The sequence below is a fragment of the Aquisalimonas sp. genome (genome assembly GCF_007120195.1).
Classification (GTDB): domain Bacteria; phylum Pseudomonadota; class Gammaproteobacteria; order Nitrococcales; family Aquisalimonadaceae; genus Aquisalimonas.
The window spans coordinates 1-4,817 of sequence record NZ_SKOG01000111.1 but is presented as its reverse complement, the minus strand read 5'-3'; the positions used below and the strand labels follow the sequence as shown (position 1 = coordinate 4,817).

6 protein-coding genes are annotated in these 4,817 nt (G+C 65.0%); 3 read left to right on the top strand and 3 right to left on the bottom strand.

Going from position 1 to position 4,817, the window contains the following annotated elements:
* Positions 1-150: 150 nt before the first annotated feature.
* On the bottom strand, positions 151-1,491 hold the full coding sequence (locus QZT63_RS08605) for a nucleoside recognition domain-containing protein (protein ID WP_290650332.1): 1,341 nt from the start codon (positions 1,489-1,491) through the stop codon (positions 151-153).
* Positions 1,492-1,740: 249 nt separating this feature from the next.
* Between QZT63_RS08605 and QZT63_RS08600 the strand changes: the two genes are divergently transcribed.
* Positions 1,741-2,109 carry a hypothetical protein gene (locus QZT63_RS08600; RefSeq protein ID WP_290650330.1) on the top strand — a complete coding sequence of 123 codons (369 nt, stop codon included), beginning with the start codon at positions 1,741-1,743 and terminating at the stop codon, positions 2,107-2,109.
* Here QZT63_RS08600 and QZT63_RS08595 read toward each other — a convergent pair.
* Positions 2,106-2,435, bottom strand: coding sequence for a hypothetical protein (locus QZT63_RS08595; protein ID WP_290650328.1), 330 nt, complete (start codon positions 2,433-2,435; stop codon positions 2,106-2,108). The two genes, QZT63_RS08600 and QZT63_RS08595, sit on opposite strands and share 4 nt — an antisense overlap.
* A gap of 163 nt (positions 2,436-2,598) precedes the next feature.
* On the opposite strand from QZT63_RS08595, the gene QZT63_RS08590 reads away from it, so the two are divergent.
* Together QZT63_RS08590 and QZT63_RS08585 are read left to right on the top strand one after the other, a co-directional pair.
* Entirely contained in the window at positions 2,599-3,621 is a 1,023-nt protein-coding gene (locus QZT63_RS08590; RefSeq protein WP_290650326.1) for a DUF3179 domain-containing protein, read from the top strand.
* Entirely contained in the window at positions 3,618-4,154 is a 537-nt protein-coding gene (locus tag QZT63_RS08585; RefSeq protein WP_290650324.1) for a hypothetical protein, read from the top strand. The genes QZT63_RS08590 and QZT63_RS08585 overlap by 4 nt, the downstream gene beginning before the upstream one ends.
* Before the next feature lie 37 nt (positions 4,155-4,191).
* On the opposite strand, the gene QZT63_RS08580 is transcribed toward QZT63_RS08585, so the two are convergent.
* Positions 4,192-4,817 (bottom strand): response regulator (locus QZT63_RS08580; protein WP_366636463.1); only part of this gene is annotated, 626 nt, incomplete at its 5' end.

Genomic DNA, 4,817 nt, shown 5'->3' with positions numbered 1-4,817 from the left:
CGGGCAACTGGCCATGAGCCCGAGCACTGCGGTGGCGTAATCCGTTTCGCGATTGATGCGTATCATGGCGCCAGTGTACACGAAATCGGACCAATTTAGTACAGATTCGTTCAGGCCATCCACCGCAAGACCCGTGACCCGGGCGACCGCTCAGGTGAACAACCACAGGCAGATCGCCACCGCCGCAATCACCGCGACCACATCCGCCGTGAGCGCGGCGGCGAGCGTGTGGCGGATACGCCGGATCTGCACGGCGCCGAAGTATACCGCGATCACGTAGAAGGTGGTCTCCGTGGACCCCTGCAGGGTGGTAACCAGCAGGCCGGTGTAACTGTCGGGGCCGATTGCGGGATCGTTGATGATCGAGGCCATGATGCCATAGGCGCCGGAACCGGAGAGCGGGCGCAGCATGGCCATGGGCAGCGCCTCGGCCGGCAGGCCGAGGCGCTGCGTGAAGGCGCCGACCCAACCCACCATCGCCTCCATGGCGCCGCTGGCGCGCAACATGCCCACGGCCACCAGAATGGCAACGAGGTAGGGGATAATCCGAACCGCCACCTGAAACCCTTCCCGCGCCCCGTCCACAAACACCTCGTAGATCCGCACCCCGCGGACCACGCCGTAGAGCAGGAAGAAGACGATCAGCCCCGGGATGATCCACGGCGCAATCACCCGGCCGTAGACGATGCTCAGGGGAATGAGGCTGAGCAGCCCGGCCAGGAACAGGTAGGAGACCCACACCGGATAGCCGGTCTCAGACTCCGCTGCCGCCCGGGTCATGGCGGGATCGTCCGCTGCGGTATGCGCTTGTGCGTCCGCTGTCGCCTGCCCGGTGGCCGATCGCTCGACAACGGCCTGCGGTGCGGCCGGCGGTGCGCTGAGGCGCTGGTAGGCCTTCGCCGCTACAACCGCCGCCACCGTGGCACAGGCGGTGGCGAACAAGGTCGATGGCAAAATGGCCGCCGGCTCGACAGATCCGGAGGCCGCGCGCAGCGCGATCACCCCGGTGGGTAACAGCGTAATGCTCGAGGTGTTGATGGCGAGAAACAGCGCCATGCTGTTGGTGGCTGTGCCCGGGTGGGGGTTGAGCTTGTCCAGTTCCTGCATGGCGCGGATGCCGAAGGGCGTCGCGGCGTTGCCCAGGCCCAGCGCATTGGCGGACATATTCAGGATCATCGCACCCATCGCGGGGTGGTCCGGCGGGACTTCCGGGAACAGGCGGGTCATCAGCGGGCGGATCAGCCTGGCCAGCACGGTCAGCATGCCGCCCGCCTCGGCGACTTTCATCAACCCCAGGAACAGGGTCATGACGCCGATCAGCCCGATGGCCAGCTCCACGGCGCCGCCGGCCGACTCCACGACGGCTTGTGAGAGCTCGGCCATGGGGCTGACCGCCTCCGGGTCATCCGGCTGCTCGGGGCGATACTGGAGTTGATGCCATGCCGCCGTTACGAAAGCGGCGAGGACGATCACCAGGAAAACAACGTTCATGCACCACCCTCGCCTTACCGGAACCCCGTGGCCGCCGCACCCGCGGCGATGCCCGCCGCTGCACCGAGACCCGCCGCGGCCGCCGCACTGCCGTCCGGCACCAGGCCGGCGCTCAAGCATACAAACGCGACGCTAGTGTCCTGTAGCCGAAATCCGGTTACAGGACACTAGACCACCGCCGGGACTCGGTTCATCCTGTTGCGTCACCCGATTATCACCACCCCATCCCATCGCATGGAGACTCACTGCATGACGCGCGTGACGGGCTTTATTGTCTTCGCAGCCGCCGTGCTGACGGCACTGATTTTCGTGGTTATCGCCAGCTTCAACCGCATGCCTGAGCCCTACGCGGCCTGCGTCGACTCCCACCGGGAGCGTCCCGATGTGGCCCTGGGCCAGATCTACAACGCGGACCTGGTGCTCGAAGAAGACGCCTCCAGCGTTGAAGAGGGCGAACACGAGACAGTGGGCTACCGCATCATCACCGCAAAGGTGGCGCCGGCAGCCCGTGCGGCCGGCCAGCCGGTGACCATCATCTGCTACGAGGTGGATGGCCACGGCGGCGTGATTCTCGACGAGGACACTTTTCGCGAGAGGCTTGGGTTCGCGCACGACTAATCATCCAACGCGTGTCGACGATTCTGGATGCACCGAAACGGGAACAGCGCCAGACACGGGGCCACCACCGGCGCCCCGCACTCGCGACACGCCTCACCGCGCCCTGAGAGCCAGCGCCAATAGGCCAGCAGCGCACGCACCGCCTCCACCCCGGAGGCCAGCGCGCAGACCATGCCGACACTCGCAAGCGTGGCGGACGGCAGGGACAGGGTGTTCGCGTCCGGCATCAGCACATAACCCCCCACCCCGAGGGCTGTCCCTGCCATCAACAACACGCCTGCCGGCATCAGCAGGCGGTTGATCAACCGCGCATGTTCATTGGCCATCCACCCAGTCTCCCGGCCCGAGCATCAACGGGTTGCTGGTCATGGCACGGGCAACCGTCGCGCCGCAGCGCCATTGCGCAAACACTACGGGAAACTCCCAATGTCCGATCGATGCGTGTTGGCTTTCAATAACACCACATCCCACTGATGCGGAGAGTCAGCCATGGCACGCCGGACGGTTCCTTTCCTGATGAGCACGCTGTTTGCGGTCCCCGCACTTGGTGCCGAGCAGGCCCTGCCGACGACAGAGCCGCCCGTTGTTCCGCTGCCCCTCGAGCAGTACGACAACGACAAGCTCTCGGGAGGCCCGTCAAAGGACGGTATTCCCTCGATCGACGATCCACGATTCTGGTCTGTCGACCGGGCCGATGCGTTTCTCGAAGACGAAGACCGGGTCATCGGTGTCTACCGCAACGGCAAGGCCAGGGCCTACCCTCAGCGCATTCTCGTCTGGCACGAAATTGTCAACGACACGATCGCTGGCGACCCGGTGGCGGTGACCTATTGCCCGCTCACCGGCACGGCCCTGGGCTTCGAACGTGGCGAGACGGAGCTCGGCGTATCCGGCCGGCTGGTCAACAGTAACCTCATCATGTACGACCGCGCCACCGACAGCTTCTGGCCGCAGATCCTCGGGACGGCGATCAACGGTCCCCTGGCCGGCGAGGGGCTGGAGGAGTTCCGCGTGTTCTGGACCACCTGGGAGAATTGGCGCGACCGCCATCCGGACACAGAGGTGCTCTCGTCAGACACGGGGTTTGTCCGCAACTACCGCCATGACCCCTATGGCGACTACACCCCCGTGTCCGGCTATTACGCGGAGGATTCCGGAACCATCTTCCCGGTTCAGCATGAAGACGACAGGTACCCGAACAAGCGGGAAGTCTTCGGCTTTCGCTCGAGCAACGGCGCCGTCGCCGTCGACCTGGATCACCTGGCCGAGGAAGGGTCACTGACCGTCGAGAACGGCGATAACCATTACCTGGTGCTCCATGACGCCGGCCTCGATACAGCGTGGGTCTATCGCGGCGATGACCCGATTGACGTGCCCGAGGGCATCGAGTTCAATGCCGCCGGGCCAAGCCATGCGGCGCTGGATAGCCTGGAAGCGGTCAACGGTTTCGAGGCGATGTGGTTCGCCTGGGTGGCATTTTACCCCGACACACAGGTGATCGACGGCTCATGATGCAACGGGTTGCGGCAATCGGAACGGGGTTGGCGTACGCGCTGTTCTATCTGTTCAGCATTGACGATGTGATGATCGAGCCGCGCGCCGAGTGGTTCGTGCAGGCCGGCGCGGCCAGTGTCGAGCGCATACTCACCATGCGCTCGCCGTTCCTGTTCGAGGCAATCGCCCTCGTGGAAGCGGGCTGGCTGGTGCTCCTGCTCAGCCCCATGAACCTGCTCATTGCCCTCGGCCTCGGCGCGCTGGTGGCCGTCAACGTCCACGGCGCAATCATGCTCTACAAGGCGCCGCAGGCCTGCGGCATCTCGCAGGCGAGTTCTGCGAGCAGCGCGGTTCCGGCGCTGCTGGCGGGCTCCGCCTGCTGTGCGCCCAGCCTGCTGCTGGTGCTGGGAATTCCTGCCTTGGGGGCGTTCGCCGGGTTGTTCGGGTATCTGATTCCCCTCTCCGCCGCCGCGCTAATCGCCAGCCGCATCTGGCAACGACGTCGCGGCGCACCGGCCATGTGGGCGCCGATCGCGGGGTCCACCCCTTGACCCCCCATTCGCCCCGGGACGGCTCAAGCGCGACGCATCACAACAGCCAGTCGCGATACTGCTCCGTGGAGAGCACCATCCGGACCATGTCGGAGCTGTTTCGGGCATCGAGCTTCTCCAGCACATGGGCCCGGTGAACCTCCACCGTGCGCACGCTCACGTTCATATCATCGGCAATCAGCTTGTTCAGCTTGCCCTGCAGCATGCCTTCCATGACCTCACGCTCCCGCGGCGTCAGCTTGTCAAGGCGCTTTTCGATGGCGGCGCGCTCCGCCGCGTGCGCGTGCGTGGTGCGATCCAGCTCGAGCCCATTGCGCACCTTCTCCAGCAATTGCTCGTCACGGAACGGCTTTTCCAGAAAATCGAGAGCCCCGGCCTGGACGGCACGCACGGCGAGCGGGATGTCACCGTGGCCGGAGATAAAGACGGCAGGCATATTCACGGCGCGTTCGCGCAAGGCTTCGAGCAGTTGCAGACCATCCATCTGCGGCAGCCGCACATCGAGGATCAGGCAACCGGCACTGTTCTCACTGACCTGATCCAGCAACGCCCTGGGCTCCTCGAACCCGGCAACTGCCAGGCCCTCGTTCTCGAGCATAAAGATGATCGACTCGCGGACGTCGGGATCGTCATCCACCACATAGACCACCTGATCCATAGGGT